The 17389-nt window shown below is 31.5% G+C and carries 18 protein-coding genes; 6 read left to right on the top strand and 12 right to left on the bottom strand.

All coding sequences use genetic code 11. The features are described 5' to 3' along the window. From AC30RD_RS00005 to AC30RD_RS00040, 8 genes are all read right to left on the bottom strand, one after another. Positions 1–716 (bottom strand): VIT1/CCC1 transporter family protein (locus AC30RD_RS00005; RefSeq protein WP_489492052.1); only part of this gene is annotated, 716 nt, incomplete at its 3' end. Between the two features lie 21 nt (positions 717–737). Then, the gene (locus tag AC30RD_RS00010) at positions 738–3797 is read right to left on the bottom strand and encodes an efflux RND transporter permease subunit (RefSeq protein ID WP_489492053.1); all 3060 of its coding nucleotides are present in this window, start codon (positions 3795–3797) and stop codon (positions 738–740) included. Further along, the gene (locus AC30RD_RS00015; RefSeq protein ID WP_489492054.1) at positions 3790–4914 is read right to left on the bottom strand and encodes an efflux RND transporter periplasmic adaptor subunit; all 1125 of its coding nucleotides are present in this window, start codon (positions 4912–4914) and stop codon (positions 3790–3792) included. The genes AC30RD_RS00010 and AC30RD_RS00015 overlap by 8 nt, the downstream gene beginning before the upstream one ends. Further along, entirely contained in the window at positions 4911–6137 is a 1227-nt protein-coding gene (locus AC30RD_RS00020) for a TolC family protein (RefSeq protein WP_489492055.1), read from the bottom strand. The genes AC30RD_RS00015 and AC30RD_RS00020 overlap by 4 nt, the downstream gene beginning before the upstream one ends. Further along, positions 6134–6517, bottom strand: coding sequence for a hypothetical protein (locus AC30RD_RS00025; protein ID WP_489492056.1), 384 nt, complete (start codon positions 6515–6517; stop codon positions 6134–6136). Before AC30RD_RS00025 ends, AC30RD_RS00020 begins: the two co-directional genes overlap by 4 nt. A 59-nt stretch (positions 6518–6576) precedes the next feature. Further along, complete coding sequence (locus AC30RD_RS00030) at positions 6577–7290, bottom strand: SIR2 family NAD-dependent protein deacylase (RefSeq protein WP_489492057.1); 714 nt, start codon at positions 7288–7290, stop codon at positions 6577–6579. Further along, positions 7291–7815: a hypothetical protein gene (locus tag AC30RD_RS00035; protein WP_489492058.1), complete on the bottom strand. Its 525-nt coding sequence runs from the start codon at positions 7813–7815 to the stop codon at positions 7291–7293. It abuts the gene before it with no gap. Between the two features lie 72 nt (positions 7816–7887). Further along, entirely contained in the window at positions 7888–8109 is a 222-nt protein-coding gene (locus tag AC30RD_RS00040) for a hypothetical protein (RefSeq protein WP_489492060.1), read from the bottom strand. A gap of 73 nt (positions 8110–8182) precedes the next feature. Between AC30RD_RS00040 and AC30RD_RS00045 the strand changes: the two genes are divergently transcribed. From AC30RD_RS00045 to AC30RD_RS00070, 6 genes are all read left to right on the top strand, one after another. After that, the gene (locus tag AC30RD_RS00045; protein ID WP_489492061.1) at positions 8183–8920 is read left to right on the top strand and encodes a sulfite exporter TauE/SafE family protein; all 738 of its coding nucleotides are present in this window, start codon (positions 8183–8185) and stop codon (positions 8918–8920) included. Between the two features lie 62 nt (positions 8921–8982). Then, on the top strand, positions 8983–10422 hold the full coding sequence (gene sufB, locus AC30RD_RS00050; protein ID WP_489492062.1) for a Fe-S cluster assembly protein SufB: 1440 nt from the start codon (positions 8983–8985) through the stop codon (positions 10420–10422). Further along, entirely contained in the window at positions 10422–11168 is a 747-nt protein-coding gene (sufC, locus tag AC30RD_RS00055) for a Fe-S cluster assembly ATPase SufC (RefSeq protein WP_489492098.1), read from the top strand. The genes sufB and sufC overlap by 1 nt, the downstream gene beginning before the upstream one ends. After that, a complete protein-coding gene (locus tag AC30RD_RS00060; RefSeq protein ID WP_489492063.1) occupies positions 11165–12343 on the top strand; it encodes a SufB/SufD family protein in 1179 nt (392 codons plus the stop codon). The genes sufC and AC30RD_RS00060 overlap by 4 nt, the downstream gene beginning before the upstream one ends. Before the next feature lie 20 nt (positions 12344–12363). After that, complete coding sequence (locus AC30RD_RS00065) at positions 12364–12792, top strand: SufE family protein (protein WP_489492064.1); 429 nt, start codon at positions 12364–12366, stop codon at positions 12790–12792. Positions 12793–12801: 9 nt separating this feature from the next. Beyond that, positions 12802–13122, top strand: a complete 321-nt coding sequence (locus AC30RD_RS00070; RefSeq protein ID WP_489492065.1) for an iron-sulfur cluster assembly protein — start codon at positions 12802–12804, stop codon at positions 13120–13122. A 15-nt stretch (positions 13123–13137) separates the two neighbouring features. On the opposite strand, the gene AC30RD_RS00075 is transcribed toward AC30RD_RS00070, so the two are convergent. The 4 genes from AC30RD_RS00075 to AC30RD_RS00090 all read right to left on the bottom strand — a co-directional run bounded on the left by AC30RD_RS00075 (position 13138) and on the right by AC30RD_RS00090 (position 17298). Further along, the gene (locus AC30RD_RS00075) at positions 13138–14994 is read right to left on the bottom strand and encodes a DUF505 domain-containing protein (RefSeq protein ID WP_489492066.1); all 1857 of its coding nucleotides are present in this window, start codon (positions 14992–14994) and stop codon (positions 13138–13140) included. Positions 14995–15061: 67 nt separating this feature from the next. After that, entirely contained in the window at positions 15062–15694 is a 633-nt protein-coding gene (locus AC30RD_RS00080) for a peroxiredoxin (protein WP_489492099.1), read from the bottom strand. Between the two features lie 266 nt (positions 15695–15960). Continuing rightward, the gene (locus AC30RD_RS00085) at positions 15961–16410 is read right to left on the bottom strand and encodes a DUF1931 family protein (protein ID WP_489492067.1); all 450 of its coding nucleotides are present in this window, start codon (positions 16408–16410) and stop codon (positions 15961–15963) included. 9 nt (positions 16411–16419) lie between these two features. Further along, a complete protein-coding gene (locus AC30RD_RS00090) occupies positions 16420–17298 on the bottom strand; it encodes a YfdX family protein (protein WP_489492068.1) in 879 nt (292 codons plus the stop codon). Positions 17299–17389 lie beyond the last annotated feature (91 nt).

Here is a 17389-nt window from a genome sequence, read left to right on the forward strand (position 1 = left end):
TTATAAATAATTATAGAAAATATAGCTCCCAAAAACATCAATATCAAAGCCTCTTTTGCTTTTTCAAATAAAAAGAAGGGAAAGACTAAAATAAATGTGGTAAGAATATATGAAATAGCGGTATATAGCGCATATTTTTTGGGATTGACATTTTTTGTTTTATTCTCTTTTGATTCTAAATATGCGCTTGCGGCCATTGATAAGGAAGCGGCAATTCCCATGATAATACCGGTAATACCAACATATTTAGAGTTATCAAAGGCTAAGGCGACTCCCGTTAATGTTCCCGTTAACTCAACAAGAGCGTCGTTCATACCCAGCACGATAGCACCAGCGTATAATAGTTTTTGATCATTTAGCATATCTAATAGTTTTATCTCATGAATTTTTTCTTCATCATAAATTTTTTTGGCTTTTGGATATTTTAAGATCAGCTTTTTATAAAACTCTTGAGCTTTTTGCTCTTTTTTTTCGAGATATTTCAAAACAAAAGAGAGGCCAAAGATTTTTGCTAAAAATATATAAAACATAATTAACAATTTTTGAGGTTTTAACTCTTTACCCGTTATGCTTTTCCAAAACTCATAATGCTCTTTTTCCTGCAAAGCGATATCTTGGAGAATTTTTCTATTTTTTGTATCTTTTTGAAGTTTGGATAATTCCATATACATAAAAAAATCATTTAACTCATTTTGCTGCTGTTTTATAGCATCCATTTGCCACCTCAATTTTATAGATTATCTTCTATATATCCAGCTAAAAACGATAGGTATGAAAACCAAAGTCAAAAATGTCCCAACTATTAGTCCGCCGATAGCGACAGCGCCTAACGGAGCCAATCTTTCAAGTCCCACGGCCCATCCAAAAGCAACGGGGATCATACCCGCGGTTGTTGCAAACGCGGTCATTAAGACGGGTCTTGTTCTTATATGGATGCTTTCTATCATCGCATCTTTTGGAGTTAGTCCTTTTTTTATTTTATTTAGCGCAAATTCTATTAAAAGGATTGCGTTGTTTACTATTATACCGCTTAAAAGAATAAAACCCATCATCGCTGGCATTGAGGTATGATAATCTAATAAAAGCAGTATCCATGCTGCTCCTATTAAAGTTAGGGGAATGGAAAATATTATTAAAAGAGGAGCTCTAAAAGAGTTAAACATAGGAACCAGAACTATAAAAATTAGCAAAACGCCGAAAACAACGGCTTTTATCATTCTTTTTGCGGAATCTTCAAATTGAGCTATATCTCCGGTCTGTTTTAGGGATACGTTGTTTAGGGATATTTTTTTAAATTCGTTGTTAAAATTTTCCATTATATGGCTAATTGCCGCTTTTTCCCTAAAACCGTAGATATTTATGGTATATTTTAACTCTTCTCTTGTAATGGAGCTTGGTTCGATCTTTTTTTTGATTTTTATAAAATAGTTTAATGGTATTTTTCCTTTAGGAGTATCGATAAGAAAATTTTTTAACTCTTTTTTGTTGTCTCCCCATATTCTTATTTTTATATCTTGAGAATTATTTACGGATTTTGAAGCTACAAAAGCGCCTTTTAGATAAAATTTTAACTGATCGGCTATATCCTTTACCGAGATATTGTATAATTTTGCTCTTTTTTCGTCTATTTCGTATTCATATACTATTTTATCCATTTCCCAGGATTTTGCTATATTTGTTAAACCTTTGGTATTTAGCATAACTTCATATATTTTATCAGAAGCGTTTTTTAAAGAGTTAAAATCCTCTGCACTTAGCATAACGTCGATATTTCCTCTGATAGAAGAAAGAGCCGTGGCTCCGTAATCAAAAACGGTAAAATATTTTATATTGGGAAGTTTTGAGATCTCTTTTCTTAATTCTTCCTCAATTTCCCAGATACTCTTTTTTCTACTAAATCTATCTACGTAAGAGGCGGTAATGGAGATGGTGTCTATAGAACTTCCGCTTCCTATGCTTAAAACTCCGGGTTCACTTCCTATAGACGCGCTAACTCTTAGGAGTTTATCGCTTTTATAAAGAATTTTATTAATTTTTTTCAAAGTCTCTTCGCTTTTTGCAATTGGTAAATTACTATCCATTTTAACTTCTATCATAATTATTCCTGTATCCATAGGAGGCATTAGCTCCTGGCCTACGATCGGCATTATTATTTTTGCCGATATAACGAATAAAAATATCAAAATAGAAAAATATAAAAAAGATACTTTTTTACTTTCCATAGCCAATAGAGCAAGTTTTTTAAAAAAATCTCTCGCAAAATTGTTAAAAGAGTTGCTAATAGTTTCAAATTTTTTTTCAAAAGCGAGAATATATCTATTTTTTATAGCCAAAAATTTTAAACTAAGTAAAGGAACCGTCGTAATTGAAATAATATAAGATGCTGCTAGTGCTATTAAAAGAGTGGAAACTAAGGGTCTAAAGATTGTTTGTGGATAGTCCCCCACAAACATTATAGGAAAAAGTGCCGCCATAGTTGTGATCGTGCCTGAAAGATCAGCAAACATTATCTCTTTTGTTCCTTCTAAAACCGCTTTTTCTATAGGCTTGTTTAACTCTTTATAATGTCTTTCTATATTTTCCATTACTACGACCGCATCATCAAGTAGCAGTCCTAAAGCCAAAATAATAGCCGTTAAGGTTACTACACTAAACTCTATATCTAGTAGATACATTCCGCTTACGGTAGATGCGTAAACAAGCGGTATAGTAAATAAAACTACTAATACTTGCCTAAAGGACGCCAGAAAGAAAAAAGCGACGATAGTTGACATTAATATGGCGTCTCTTAAAGATTCGAACATATTTTTAATACTTAAAATTATAGTGTCTTGTTGCGTATCGGTAATTTGAAAGCTTAAATTTTGGTATTTTAGTTTTAGTTTTTCGATCTTTTTTTCAACATTTTGTATTGTTTTTACGACGTCCGCGTCAATACCTCTTTGAACCGATAGAGCTATCGATTTTTTACCGTTTCCGTAATATAGGGCACTATTTTCATAATGGGAATAAAATATTTGAGCGATATCTTTGAGATATATATTATTTGCGATAAAAATATTTTTTATTTCTTCGATACTCTTTTTTTTATTTTTGCTTTTTATAAGAAACCTTCCCCTATCTACGTCTAAAAAACCTATTGCGTAATCTTTGTCGTTATCTTGTAAAGTTTTTAAAATTTTTGATAATGATAAATTTAATTTGTCTATTTTGTTTTTATCGATTTTTATGATGATCTCTTTTTTATATCCTCCAAAAACTTCTACGTTTGCCACCCCTTTTACCATTAAAAGTTCATTTTTTATTTGGTTTTCCAAAAGCTCTCTTAATGATGATAAGTCTTGATCTGGAGTTTTTGAGCTTACGCCGATGGTGATTATAGGAGGTGTTGCCGCTGTGATTTTATAAATTTGGGGCTCCTCTATGCTTTTAGGAAGGAGGGACTTTATTTTTGTTAAGGAGGTTGAAACTTCATTTGCAGCAGAGTCGATATCTTTTTCATATTCAAATTCTGCCCTAATTACGCTTACTTCGTCTATCGTATTTGAATAAACTCTTCTTACTTTATCAAGAGTATAAAGCTCTTTTTCTATAATAACAGCCACGTTTGAAGCTATATCTTTTGCGCCGGCTCCAGGCCAAACTACAACAACCGCGATTTCCGGTCTGTTTGAATCTGGGAAAAGTTTTCTATCTAAAAAATTGTAACCGTAAATTCCCAAAAATAAAAATATACCTAAAAAAGATATAATGGTATATGGTCTTTTTAAGATTTTATCTATGAAATTGTTATTCACTTATCACCTTTGTGTTTTTTGTGAAAAAAAGTTTTGAAAGTTTATCGTTTGAGCCCACAGCTACCCACTCTTTAATAGAGGGTTTTGGTATAAAATATTTTTTGTTTTGAGCTAATATTTCGATTTTTTTTGGATAAAATCTTTTATTTTTATATATAAAAACAAAATATTGATTGTCTTTTTCGTATAATGAAGAAATAGGTAAAGCAAAACCTTTTTTACTTTTTTGAATAATTTTTATCTCAATAAAAGAGTTGTTCGGATAGGAGAGTTTTTTTGTTTTTACTCTTGCAACTTTTAATCCGTTTTTTGAATAAGGTAATATTTCTAAACTATATTTTTCCCCATTTATTAAAGCTATCGACTCTTTTTCTATTTTTTCGTTAAACTCAATATCTACGCACCAGTTATTAGAAAGTATCGACATGATCTGCTTTCCAACCGGAGCAAAACTTCCTTCTTTTATATATATCTTTTCTATCGTTGCGTTAAAAGGGGATTTTATATAGACATAATCCATTAGTTTGATTTTGTTTTTTAATTCAAGTTTTAAATTATCTAAAGATTTTATTTTTGATTTTAAGGCCGATTGGGCCAATTTTGCTTTTGCCAACTTGTTTAGATAGATGGTTTTTGATATCTCTAATTTCTCTTTTGCCAATACTCCGGCTTTAAATAATTTTTGGTCTCTTTGAAAAATTTTTTTATAAACTTTTGCTTCGTATAATGCCGATTTTACTTCAGTCTCCTTAGAGTTTATTTCGAAGTTTAGGGAGACTATTTTATTTTTTAAACTTTTTATCGCAAGCTCTAATTCGCTATCGTCGACTTTTATAAGAGGTTCTCCTTTTTTTACGGTATCGCCCTCTTTAACATATATCTTTTTTATAAAACCGGCAAATTTGGTTGCTATCAAGGCTCTATCCAAAGAGTAGTATTTGCCTATAAAATCAATAGTTTGATCGATTTGCATAGGTTTTGGTTTTTCTATTTTTATCGTGATTGGATTTATCTTTGGAGTAGGCAAAGAGTCTATTTGCGCTTTTTTTTCTGCCACTATATACCCTGCCCCGATTATTGCAGCTATTAATAAAATGGATATTAGTAGTTTTTTCATCTTCCGTCAGCCTTTAAATAGTTTAGATAAGCCAATTTGGTGTATATATCGTATTTGGTTTTTTCGATATCGCTTTTGGCATGTTCGTATTTTGCTAATGCACTTAAATAGTCGCTTATATCGCTTGATTGATTTTCATATTTGATCTTTTCTGCCTCTTTTATCTTTTTTAGGTATTTTAGATTTGCTTTTAAGGATTTGAGTTTTTCTTTTAAAGATTCGATCTGTAATTTCGTCTCATCGATTTTGATTTTCAATCTATTTTTTGTATCCAATAATTTTTTTTCCGCAGAAAGTTTTAATATTTTACTCTTTTGCAACTGCTCGCTTTTATATCCGAAATCAAAGATATTGTAACTAATTAAAAAAGAGCTTTGCCAAATCTCTTCTTCTTCGGAGTTTGCAAAATTTTTCCCGTAATAGCTTTGAAAAGCTATTTTTGGATAGTATAAAGCTTTTGCTTTTTTTATCTCTTTTTGGGCTTTTTTTAGATTAATATTTGCTTTTTTGATTATTAGCGGCGGATATTTGCTTTTTTTCAAATACTCTATATCTTCTTTAAATTCGTTAAATTTTTTTATGCCTATCGTTAAGGCAAGTTCGTTTTTAACGGATTTTATGAAATTTTGAACGTAAACTATCTTGCTTTTTGCTTCTAAAAGGGAACTTTTTATTTTTAAAACGTCTATATATGCTTTTTTACCGAGTTTAAACTCATTATTTATTTTTTTATTAAGAGCTTCAAGAGCTTTTTTATAAGAGTTGAGATAATATAGCTCTTTTTTGAGGGACAATCCTTTAAAATATAAAGCCTTAATGTTATAAATTAGTTCTTCTTTAGATAACGTATAAGATATATCTTCTTCCTTTTTAGACAATTTAGCTATATCTATCGTGATTAGATCCAAAAAGCCTCTAAATAGATATACCTTATAAGTGGCGCCTAAAGAATAGATATCTTTTGATATAGTGATATTTGGATCAATGGGTGGAGTTAGGGGTTTTAGGGTGTGAGGAATGTTATATCGGCTATAAGAGCCTTCAATCGATATTTTTCCAAAACTTTTTAAATAAACTGCTCTTTTTTGATGTGATTTGGCTTTAGCCAAGAGCCTTTTGCTCTCAAGCAATGGGCTATTTTTCAAAGCTAAATTTATCGATTCTTTTAATGTTAGTGCCGCAGAAAAGTTAAGTAATAAAAAAAGAGTTAGGATAATTTTCATTTTACTTTTTTGTTTTGAGGATGTTTAAAACCTTTTGGCGGAAAATTTTCATAGATATATTTAGCTATTTTCTTTAATTTTCTATCAGAAATATTAATAGCCGGCATTAAACCAAATCTTTTAACAGAGGAACATAAAGCTTTTTCAAAAGAGGGAGCTTTTACATAATCGACGATAAATTTTATGGCTTCTTTTTTGTTTGGGTAAACCTCTTTAACATGAAACATAACCCCCATTATAGGAGGGGCTTTTAAAGAATTTTTATTAACTGGCTTTGTGGTTATATGGCATGATTTACAATAGATATCAAAAAGTGCTTTTGCGGAACTATCTGCCAATATAAAAGAGATCATTAAAGAAAATAAAAAAATTTTTTTCATAATTTTTTCCTAACAATTTTTTATTTAGTATAATGGATTTTTGTAAAAAAAATGTTAATTTAGATCAAATTTAATATCTTTTTTAACTCCCAAATTGCTTTGGTAGCCTCTTTTTGGATAAAAATATCAAAAAAACTATCTATATACTCTTCATGTTCTCCAAAGATTGTTATATATTTTTCTCTATTGGGATTAATTAGTATGGAAGTTTCAAACTCTTTTGATAGATCCACTATATCTATAACTTTTCCGCTCGTTCCTATCGCTATGAAGATATCTGCTTTTTTTGCAAGGGTATATAAATATTTATAATTTATTGCAACTTCCCCAAACATTACTACATTGTGTCTTACTTTTTTGGAGCCGCAAAAGGGGCAGATTTTATCTTTTTGTTCTTGGTAGCCTATATAAAAAACATTAAAACAATCTTCGCATCTAAGATCCGTTAAAGTTCCGTGAAGATGTATAACATTTTTACATCCGGCTCTTTCTAAAAGGTCGTCTACGTTTTGTGTTAGATGATATATTTTGTCTTTATATCTTTTTTCCAAAGCGGCAAAGAAGTAGTGGGCTCTGTTTGGTTTATATTTTTTAAGCTCAACCCTTCTTTTGTCATAAAATTTTGTTACAAACTCCCTATCCTCTTCCCATCCCTCTATGGAACATACTTTTTTTATATCATATTTATCCCAAACTCCGCCCTCTTCTCTAAAGGTATCTATGCCGCTTTCTTTACTTAATCCCGCTCCGCTTAAAATATAGATCTTTTTCATCTATTTTAAGATATCTTCTAACTCTTTTTTGGTTGTTATATATTTTATATCCTCGATTTTTTTGTTATTGAGATAAACGATCGTAATTTTATCTGCGTTTTTTTCGTTTTTGAGTTTTGAAGCAAGATTTTTATCATATATTAATAAGATTGAATAATTGCTTTTTTGAAGATCAGGCATAGCAAAAGTATTTCTTATAATAACGGGCATAGGTGAAATATCGGCTATAAAAATAGCTTTTTTGCTTTCTAAAAATCCTTTTGGCTGTTTTTTTAAGAACTCTTTTACCGTATGAGCCGTATCTTTTGCAAAAACAAGTATTAAGATCTTTGTATCTTCGTTTAATGAGTGGGATTTATTAAACTGATCTGGAAGTTTAAAATCAATCGCCGAGCCTATATTTATACCATTTTGAGCGTTAATATAAAATTTTGTAGGATCATAACTATCTTTTGATTTTATAGCTATAAATACTCCTGCGATAATAATCGCTAATATTGCTACAGATAAAACTATCTTTTTCATAAAATCCTCCGTTTTTTAGAGGATTTTATCTAAAAAGAGAAAAATAGAACATATTTTTAAAAAGTAAAAATTTTATATAAAACCGAGTTCAGCCAAAATCGGCTCTATATTTTTGCTAATTTCAAGAAGTTTTTCTTTTAACTCTTCTAAAAAGATTCCTTGAGCCTTATCTTCTTTATACCACTCCTCTATATGGGCAATAGCGTTTGATTTTTCCTGCTGTGTTAGTTTTGGATTTTTTTCTATAGCCTCTTTTAGAGCTTCAAGTTTTTCATGATGTTTATGATGAGCCATTTTTTTCTCCTTTTTTTTCATATCATATCAAAAGATTATCTTTTTTTAAACACTTTTTTAATACCCTTTTAAAATGGATTATATAGCATATTTTTTTATAACTCTTTTAATTTCGACTTTTTTTGCATTAGGAGGTCTTGGATCCGCTGCCGCACTTGTTCCTATATTTGATATGATGGGAATGCCATTAAATCTTGCTAAGGCGATCGGACTTTTTATAAATTCTGCATCTACTATAACCGCAAGTTTTATGAATATACTCAGAAAATCGCTGGATATTGGATTTGCCATCCCTTTGGTAGTTTCTATAATGATATCAACTCCTATGGGAGCATATGCGAGTAGATTTGTTGAAGAAGATTTTGTAAGGGGGATATTGGTTTTATTTTTGCTTTTTAGCTCTTTTATGCTCCTTTTTGGTAAAAAGAAGCAAAAATTTAAATATACTAAAAGATGGCTCTTTTATCCTATAGGCTTTTTTGTTGGGATACTTTCTGGTCTAATAGGTGTTGGAGGTGGGTCATTGATCTTGCCCCTTCTTATAATGCTTGGGTGGGATTCAAAAAAGATAAGCTATGCTGTTAGTTTTGTTATACCTTTTTCTACTTTGGGTGCTTTTTTTACTTATGCTACTTTTGTAAAGATCGATTTTACTCTTTTGTTTATTACAGCAATCGCCGCTATAATAGGCGGATATATAGGAAATAAAATAAGCCATTTTCATCTATCTTCCTTGCAGATTAGAAAAATAATAGGAGTTTTGCTTCTAATTATTGCTGCAAATTTGGCGATAAAACTATTAAATTTTTAATTAAGAGAAATTTTATCCTATTTAAGTTATATTAAGCCAGATTATATTTAAAGGGGTAAGTAGTGAGTAGTGAAGAGAAAAAAATTGATGAAATAGTATCAAAAGAGTATGAGCTTGGATTTAGCGTAGATATAGAAGAAGAGACTGCGCCTCCTGGATTGAACGAAGATATTATCGTTTTTTTATCCAAAAAAAAGGGTGAGCCAGACTGGATGACAAATATGAGGCTCCAAGCTTTTCATATCTGGCAAAAGATGGAAGAGCCTCATTGGGCACATTTAAAATATGAGCCTATAGATTATCAGTCTATTAGTTATTATGCGGCTCCAAAGAAGAAACCAAAAAGTTTGGACGAGGTTGATCCTGAGATCTTAAGGGCTTATGAAAAGCTTGGAATCCCTCTTGAAGAGCAAAAGGCTTTAGCCGGCGTTGCGGTTGATGCCGTTTTTGATAGCGTAAGTGTAGCTACGACCTTTAAAGATAAGCTCAAAGAGATGGGGATAATCTTTTGCTCCATTAGCGAAGCTATTAGAGATTATCCAGAGCTTGTTCAAAAATATATGTTTAGCGTAGTTCCTATGAGCGATAACTTTTTTGCCGCGCTTAATTCGGCTGTGTTTACGGACGGAACTTTTGTTTATGTGCCAAAAGGTGTTAGATGTCCTTTGGAGTTATCTACCTATTTTAGAATAAATGCTCAAAATACCGGGCAGTTTGAAAGAACGTTAATAATTGCAGATGAAGGAAGTTATGTTAGTTATAATGAAGGGTGTTCTGCGCCTATGAGAGATGAAAATCAGCTACACGCAGCAGTTGTGGAACTTATAGCTTTAGATAACGCCGAGATCAAATACTCCACTATTCAAAACTGGTATCCAGGCGATGAAAACGGAGTTGGAGGTATATATAACTTTGTTACAAAAAGAGGATTGTGTGCCGGTAAAAACTCAAAAATCTCTTGGACTCAGGTAGAGACCGGTTCGGCAATCACATGGAAATATCCAAGCTGTATCTTAAAAGGGGACAATTCAGTAGGTGAGTTTTATTCGGTGGCTATTACTACAAAGGCTCAACAAGCCGATACCGGAACAAAAATGATACATATAGGAAAAAATACCTCTTCTACTATTATTTCAAAGGGGATTTCGGCGATGAAGGGCCAAAATAGCTATAGAGGGCTTGTGAAAATTCAAGCTTCTGCAAAGGGTGCTAGAAACTATAGCGAATGTGACTCTTTACTTATAGGGGATAGATGTGGGGCTCATACTTTTCCTTATCTTGAGTCTAAAAACTCAACAGCCTCAATCGAACATGAGGCTACAACGAGCAAGATAAGCGAAGAGCAGCTTTTTTATCTAAGACAAAGAGGTATTAGCGAAGAGGATGCGGTGAGTATGATCGTTCATGGATTTTGTAAAGAAGTATTGGCAAATTTACCTATGGAGTTTGCGGCAGAAGCAAAAGATCTATTAAATTTAACATTGGAAGGAAGTGTAGGATGATGATGGAAATTAAAAATTTAAAAGCAAAAATCGGTGAGAAAGAGATATTAAAAGGTGTTGATTTAAATTTGCAAAAAGGAAAAGTTCACGCCATTATGGGTCCAAACGGGGCTGGAAAATCTACTTTGTCAAAAACTATAGTTGGTCATTATGATGTTGAGGTAACTGATGGAGATATCATATATAAAGGGGAGTCGATTTTGGATATGGCTCCAGAAGAGAGAGCTCTAAGAGGCATTTTTATGAGTTTTCAAAATCCCGTTGAGGTTCCTGGAGTAACAAACGCTTACTTTTTGAGAACGGCTGTTAATGCAAAAAGGGAGTTTGAGGGTAAAGAGCCTCTAAATCCGGCTCAGTTTTTAAAGATGGCAAGAGAATACGCCTCTTTGCTTGGGATGAAACCGGAGATGCTAAATAGAAGTTTAAATGTTGGCTTTAGCGGCGGAGAGAAAAAGAGAAACGAGATTTTGCAGATGCTTATGCTAGGTCCTGATCTAATTATTTTGGACGAGATAGATTCTGGTTTGGATATTGACGCGCTAAAAGCGGTAAGCGAAGGGATAAACAAAATTAAATCAAGCGATAAAACATTTTTGATAATTACCCACTATTCAAGAATTTTAGATTATGTAAAACCGGATTTCGTGCATGTAATGATGGATGGGAAAGTTGTAAAAACCGGAGATATTGAGCTGGTTAAAGCTCTTGAAGAAGAAGGGTATAAAATTATTGAGGAAGCAAAATGAAAAAGATAGCTTTATCAAAAACCGAGCTTTCATCTTTGTTAAATTTTGCCAAAAGCGACAAAATAAGAAGCGAAAGCGCCGTTGCTCTTAGTTCTCTTGGGCTTGATTTTAAAAAAACGGAACATTATAGATATTTTAACGTTTCATATCTTTTATCAAAAGAGTTAGATATTTATGAGACCAAAAAAGACCAAATAAAAGAGGATGAAAATATTTTGATACTTGACGGAAGCGTTGTTGGCGCTCCAAAAGATATAAAGATAGATATTTTAGATGAGATAGATCTTGATAAAAACCATTTTGATCAGATATATTATATAAACCATATATTATCTTCAAAGGTTATAAATATAACGGTTACGAAAGATTCTATTTTAAATATAAAACATAAATTTACCGTTGATAATGTTTTGCTTCCTTATAGAATAAGTCTAAATATTAAAAATGGAGCAAAAGTAGCCATTTATGAAGATTTTGAATATGAGCTAAAGAACTCTTTGATATTTTACGGGTGGGATATATTTATAGATGATGGCTTTTTGGAATATGTAAGAGTTCAAGACGAGTTCGAAAAAAGTTATGATATGGTTGCTTCTCATAATATTTTGGTAAATGATAGATGTGAATTTGTATATAAAACCTTTGATATAGGTGAGGGAAAAATAAGCCATAATACAAAAATAGATCTATTTCAAAATAGCAGATGCGAAGCAAAACATTTGGTATATACAGATAATGAAGCAGTTAGATCAAACGTTATAAAAATAAATCATTTAAAAGAAAACGCAACTTCCAACCAAGAGGCAAGGCATGTATTAAAAGATAGATCAACAGCGATTTTTGATGCCTTAATAAAAGTAGAAAATAGCGCTAAAGGCGCAAGCGCACATCAAAATAACAAATCGATCCTTTTAAATGATAAAGCCTATATGGTCTCTAAACCTCAGCTTGAGATCTATATAGATGAATTAGAAGCAAGCCATGGATCAACAACGGGGCAGATAGATCCAGAAGAGATATTTTATATAAGAACAAGGGGTATTGAAGAAAAAGAGGCTAGAAAAATGATAGTTCTTGGATTTATGAACGAGATTATTGAGAGTATTAAAGAAGAAGATAAAAAGAGCGATATTTATAAAAGATTTGAAGATATTTATAATAGAGATACAAATTAGATATTGTATAAAGGAAAAAAATGAAAAGCATGGATGAAGTTTTAGCCGAGATTAAAGAGGATTTTGAGCTTTTGGGAGATAGCGAAGCGATAGTTGAGTATATTATAGAGCTTGGAAAACAAAATGAAATGAGGTTAAAGCCTGAAGAGAAAAACGATAAAACCTTAATAAAAGGGTGTTCATCTCCCGCTTGGATGGTTGAAGAGTGTAAAGATGGTAGAGTTTATTTTAGGGTAGAAGGTAGCTCATCTTTGGCAAAAGGTATGATACCTTTGCTTTTAAAAATATTTAACAATAGAACTCCCGATGAGATATTAAGTTTTGATCCAAAAAAACTTTATGAGCTTGGATTTGATAAAATTCTTAGTCCCACAAGACTTCAAAGCATGGAAGCGTTTTTAAATAGAATTTACTCTTTTGCAAAAAAATGCAAAGAAGAACAAAAATAAGGAGTTATATTGGATTTGGAAAAAGTTAAAGAGAAAATCATTGAAGAGTTAAAAAAGATATATGATCCGGAAATTCCGGTAAATATATACGATCTTGGTCTAATTTATGGTATTGATTGTAAAGAGGGCAAAGAAGGTGCTATCTGCAAAATAGATATGACTTTAACTAGCGCTTTTTGTCCTGCTGCAGAATCTATCGTAGAACTTGTTAAAAATATAAGAAACAAAATAGATGAGATTGAAGATTTGGAAGTAAATTTAGTTTTTGAGCCACCTTGGGACAAATCAAAAATGAGCGATGAAGCAAAATTACAACTTGGAATATTATAAGCGGATAAGATCCGCTTATTTATTTAAAATCTCTACAGCTTTTAACATCTTTAATCCTGCCTCATTTACGCTGTTTCTTCCAAGAAATTTCGCTTCTTTAGCAGCAATATAAGCTTTATCAAAACTCTCTTTACTTAAGCCGCTTCTTTTTATGGCTTCTTGAATGTTTTTTGGCAAAATTCTTACCTTTTGCTCTTTTACATACATACTACCAACTTCCGCAATAGCTTTAACAACTTTATATATTGTTGGATTTACCGGAGCTCCAAACCCTTCTGGAACTCCGCTTAGAGCATCATCCATTAATTTTCCATATTCTGTTTCTATTATATGTCCATCAGCCAAAATCTCAATAAAACCTTTAGCTTCCAATTTATCTAAAGCTTCTATAATTTTTATTTTTTCATTATTATCTTTTCCTTCAAGAATATCTTCGCAAGATGCACCATTTTCTGGTATAGTTTTGAATATATCCATTTCGTATCTGATAATAAAAGGAAGTTTTGGTTTTTGTGCCAGCTCTTCATATAATAATCCAGATTTGCTTGGCTCAAAGGTTCCTAAAATCCTCTCTTTTCTTGCTTCTTTTATCCACTCTCCGTTTGGTGATGAAAAGATCTTGTTTGATAATGTTAATGTTTTTACGCTCCAAGAATGGATAGGTCTTTCATCTATTTGATCATCGATAACTTTTTTGCCATCATCTGTAACAAAATATATGCTTTTACCGCTTTTATCGACTCCCTCATTTATCAAACCAAAGGCTTCCAAACTATATAGATACTCTTTTAGATCAAAATTTTCTTCAAACCATTTTATATTATCTTTTGTTTCACTAAATTTTTTGGCTATCTCTTTTCTTTTTAGAGGCATTTCATCAAGATTTCTTCCATAAATATTTAAAATTTTTTTATACTCTTTAACTTTTCTATCTATTAGCTCTTTTTTTATTTTATCTAGTGTTGGGAGTTCTTTAGGGTTATTTATACTTTTTTCTTCCAATATATGTTGAATAGTTTTTAATGTTTCTATCTCTTCTTTTTCAAGTGCAAAACTTTTTAAGATTTTTTCTTGATACTCCTCTTTAAAAATTTTATAAACATCTAAAGCTTTTTCTCCCCCGTAAGTTAGAGTGTCGCCATTTTCTATAAAACCTAAAGCTTCAAGATTTAAAAGAGCCTCTTGCTCTATCTTTTCACCATCAAAAACTTTTGCTATATCTTCTAAAATTGGTATATCAATTACACTACCCTCTTGAACAAAACCGCAATAATTTAATGTCTCCTTAATAGCTTGTCCAAGTCCTGTAAATGTGAAATATTCTCCTTTTGGAATAGAATATGCTATTATTCTCATAGCCTCAAGAAGATCTTTATTGTTTCCTTCTATTGGAAGATAGTGTATATCTGTTGGACCCGTTGGAGATTTTCTTATATATTCTGCAAGATTTGCATCTATTGATAATTGGGGCTTCAAAATTTTAAAAGCTTCATATAGATCTATAGCTTCTTGGGTTAATTTTTTATTTTCATCGGCAAAACCTCTAATTGATAATTCATCATATGTTATTTTTGTGGTAGTGTTTTTATTTTTAATAGCCATATCTATCATAGCTATTATCTCGCTTCCTACCCATCTAAAACCTTCTTTGAACTTGTTAAAATCTATTTTTTCTTTAACTCTTTTATATATATCTACAACTATTTTCCCTTCATATGTTAGGGCTATTTTTGAAGGAATTGGAAATTCGATAATTCCAGATAGATTTAACTCCTTTATTAGATCATTATTTAAATTTTTTATATCAATAGCTTCATTTTCAAATTTTAAAATTTCATCTAAAATTTCTAAAGACTCTTTTTTTATTACCATTTTCACTCCTCTTTTGATCTTTACTAAAAATTTGACAAATTCTCAGTAAAGATCAAAACAAAGAGGCTTACGCCTCTTTGTGACAGAACCACCAATCATAACATTCATACTCTTTTGTTCTTTTTTTAGCAGTTTCACAATCTGTTGCTGGTGGGATGATGACTCTATCTTTGATAAGCTCGTTTTCAGGCCAGTTTGCAGGTGTTGCAACCCCATCTTTATCGCTTTTTTGCAGTGCTTTAACGGCTCTTACGATTTCGGAGATGTTTCTACCTATCTCTTGTGGATAATATAAAATTGTTCTAACAATACCTTCAGGATCGATTATAAATACGGCTCTTACGGTATTTGTTCCTTTTCCAGGATGTATCATACCTATCTGTTCAGCCAATGTATCGGTTGCGGCAATTATTGGAAATTCGATTTCAATATCAAGTTTTTCTTTTATCCACTCTACCCATTTTATATGAGAAAATACCTGGTCGATTGAAAGACCAATAAGCTGTGTGTTTATCTCATCAAACTCTTTTTTATGTTTTTGAAAACTTACAAACTCTGTTGTACATACCGGTGTAAAGTCTGCTGGATGGCTAAAAAGAACTGTCCATTTTCCTTTTAGATCATCTGGTAAAACCATCTTTCCCTGAGTTGTTTGAACCTCAATTGTTGGAAATTTATCTCCAAGTAGCGGCATTGACATTTTGCCCTCCTTTTTTGTTTTTTTAATAACTGCTTCGATTAGTTGTGTTACCATCTCTTCAATCTCTTTCTTTTCGCTTTTAGCTTTTGATTTTAGCTCTTTTATCTCATCTTCGATTAAAGAAGTTATTTTTTGAGCAACATCCTTTGGACTTTCCAAAATCTTTTCAACTTTTCTTTTTAAATCCTCTCTCCAGCTCATTTTGCCTCCTTTTTATTTAATTTTACTCTCTTTATATAAGATTTTCTGCTACAAAAGTAGCAAAACTATAGTGTTAAATCCATTACTTTTTTTGTCTTTTCAATAAGTTCATGAGAGACAGCTCTATTTTCTTCATCGAGGCTTTTCATAACTTTTGCAAAAACAACTAAAAGTGCTCCTACATATTCTGGAAGTTTATTTTCTACTTCTGTTTCTAATGGATATTTTAATGGTGGATATGTTGCAAGATGATCCAATATATCTTGCAAGTTATACTCTTGTTCAAGTTTTTTAAACTCAATAACAGTCTCAAGCAAACCTTTAGTTAGCGGAAGATCGCTTTCCCAAATAACCTCTCTTGCGTTATATTTTGCGTTTCTTTCGCCAATTAATAAAAGGTCATAAAGTTTTGAACCAACATAATCTGTTATATCTTTTGCATGACCTTTTTTAATATCCAATGAAGCCACTCTTCTAAATAACTCTTCTAAATGATGAAATCCTACTACTGTCATATCTCCTCCTTATTTTTTGATTGTTATTATAGATTTTTCTTTAAACTCTTTTAATTTTTCAATTAGATCTTCAAAAAGTTTTTGGGCCTCTTTTTTACCTTTAACCTCATTTTCTATCTTTTCAATAGAATCGTTTAGCATTTTATATGTGGTATCAGAATCACTTGTATAGCCTAAAGCTTTTGCTATTTTTAGACTATTTTTTGCCTCTTTTAAAAATTCAAGAGCTTTTTTTCTATCATTTTTTGCCAACTTTTTAGCCTCTTCTACAAGAAATTGAGCTTGTAAAAGGGGTATTGGGGTAATAATATCTATCTCTACAAATGTTAATAGAGCCTGATGTAAAATATTTTTAGCCTCTTGCAATCTATCTTCATTAATGAACTTTGCTGCAAGTTTTAATGCTGCCGGATATGATGCCAAAGGAAGATTAACCGTTTTTATAACAATTTCGCTTCTAAGAGTATTTAAAACTCTTCTGGCCTCTTGTATTTTATGTTCATTTAGTAGCGCTTTTACAGTAATCAAAGCTATATCGATATCCCTAAGCGTTCCTGAAAACTCATATACTATCATATTGCTCTCTATAGGAATTAGAGCCGGTGCATTTGGCGATGCTAAAACAACTTCCAATTTTCCTATAGCTTTTTCAAGTTTTTTTAAAGCCTCATCTTTATTTTCTTTTTCCAGAGCGATTATTACTTCATTTGTGAAAGCTACAGCATCAACAGCTTCTTTGACTATTTTTATCTCTTTTTGTTCCTTTTTAGCCTTTGTTTTAGCTTGGGATAGGGCCAAATTTGACGCAGCCTTGCTTGCTTCACTTGCTGACATGTTTGGGGTTAATAGCAGTGTAGCAGTCAATGCAGAAACAATGAGTTTTTTCATGTCAACCTCCATTATATTTTTTGGTTGACATAAGTTTAGTATATCTGTTTAAAACTTACAGCTACTTTAGTTGCATTTTGAAAATTATAGA

This window comes from Nitrosophilus sp. (genome assembly GCF_982775275.1).

Bases quoted from the DNA above. Each gene is read 5' to 3' on its own strand.
- AC30RD_RS00015 (WP_489492054.1), bottom strand. From the start codon at position 4,914: ATGAAAAAACTACTAATATCCATTTTATTAATAGCTGCAATAATCGGG.
- AC30RD_RS00020 (WP_489492055.1), bottom strand. From the start codon at position 6,137: ATGAAAATTATCCTAACTCTTTTTTTATTACTTAACTTTTCTGCGGCA.
- AC30RD_RS00025 (WP_489492056.1), bottom strand. From the start codon at position 6,517: ATGAAAAAAATTTTTTTATTTTCTTTAATGATCTCTTTTATATTGGCA.
- AC30RD_RS00030 (WP_489492057.1), bottom strand. From the start codon at position 7,290: ATGAAAAAGATCTATATTTTAAGCGGAGCGGGATTAAGTAAAGAAAGC.
- AC30RD_RS00035 (WP_489492058.1), bottom strand. From the start codon at position 7,815: ATGAAAAAGATAGTTTTATCTGTAGCAATATTAGCGATTATTATCGCA.
- AC30RD_RS00040 (WP_489492060.1), bottom strand. From the start codon at position 8,109: ATGGCTCATCATAAACATCATGAAAAACTTGAAGCTCTAAAAGAGGCT.
- AC30RD_RS00045 (WP_489492061.1), top strand. From the start codon at position 8,183: ATGGATTATATAGCATATTTTTTTATAACTCTTTTAATTTCGACTTTT.
- sufC (WP_489492098.1), top strand. From the start codon at position 10,422: ATGATGGAAATTAAAAATTTAAAAGCAAAAATCGGTGAGAAAGAGATA.
- AC30RD_RS00060 (WP_489492063.1), top strand. From the start codon at position 11,165: ATGAAAAAGATAGCTTTATCAAAAACCGAGCTTTCATCTTTGTTAAAT.
- AC30RD_RS00065 (WP_489492064.1), top strand. From the start codon at position 12,364: ATGAAAAGCATGGATGAAGTTTTAGCCGAGATTAAAGAGGATTTTGAG.
- AC30RD_RS00075 (WP_489492066.1), bottom strand. From the start codon at position 14,994: ATGGTAATAAAAAAAGAGTCTTTAGAAATTTTAGATGAAATTTTAAAA.
- AC30RD_RS00080 (WP_489492099.1), bottom strand. From the start codon at position 15,694: ATGTCAATGCCGCTACTTGGAGATAAATTTCCAACAATTGAGGTTCAA.
- AC30RD_RS00085 (WP_489492067.1), bottom strand. From the start codon at position 16,410: ATGACAGTAGTAGGATTTCATCATTTAGAAGAGTTATTTAGAAGAGTG.
- AC30RD_RS00090 (WP_489492068.1), bottom strand. From the start codon at position 17,298: ATGAAAAAACTCATTGTTTCTGCATTGACTGCTACACTGCTATTAACC.